A 565-nucleotide genomic window follows, 5' to 3' on the forward strand; every position below is an offset into this window, starting at 1 on the left:
AACCTAAGTTATTTTGACTTAGGTTTTTTTGTGTTTATTTTTATTTACCGAATGCTATAATCCGTAAATTTAATAAAGCTACAGACGAAAAAAGAATGAAGTAGAGACTCTTTAAAATAATAGTAATGATTTTTTGTGTTCCTGATTTTCCTAATGTCGCTAAAGTAATACTTAAAATAGGACACATTATTTCTATCATAAGTATATATTTTAAATAATGAGATGCTATAAATAAATATTTAATAATTACAGAAATTACTGCAATAGAGAAAAATAAATAGGATAATAGCAAAGTTCTTTCTTTAACAGTTATCCTCCTTAGAAATTAAATCGTTATAATAATACAAGAGTGTATATATTTTGATTAAAAACATACTGAAGTGCTATTTAAACGATAAATACATAAAATAGATCTCTAGAAATATATATTCTAATTCCCTTTTCTTCTTGTATATAGTTGCAATTCTTCTTTTGAATATAACTAAAACACGAACGTTATTGACTGCTAATAAAAAAACATTCGATTATTTATTGACATTGTTTATGAAATATTGTTAATATAGCC

General features: G+C 23.2%; 1 protein-coding gene. It reads right to left on the reverse strand.

The features are described 5' to 3' along the window. Positions 1-40: 40 nt before the first annotated feature. Positions 41-292 (reverse strand): hypothetical protein, encoded by a 252-nt coding sequence (locus ACY191_RS05545; RefSeq protein ID WP_000927500.1) that lies wholly within the window; start codon positions 290-292, stop codon positions 41-43. Positions 293-565: the final 273 nt, after the last annotated feature.

It is taken from the genome of Staphylococcus sp. TCBT05 (assembly GCF_055179755.1).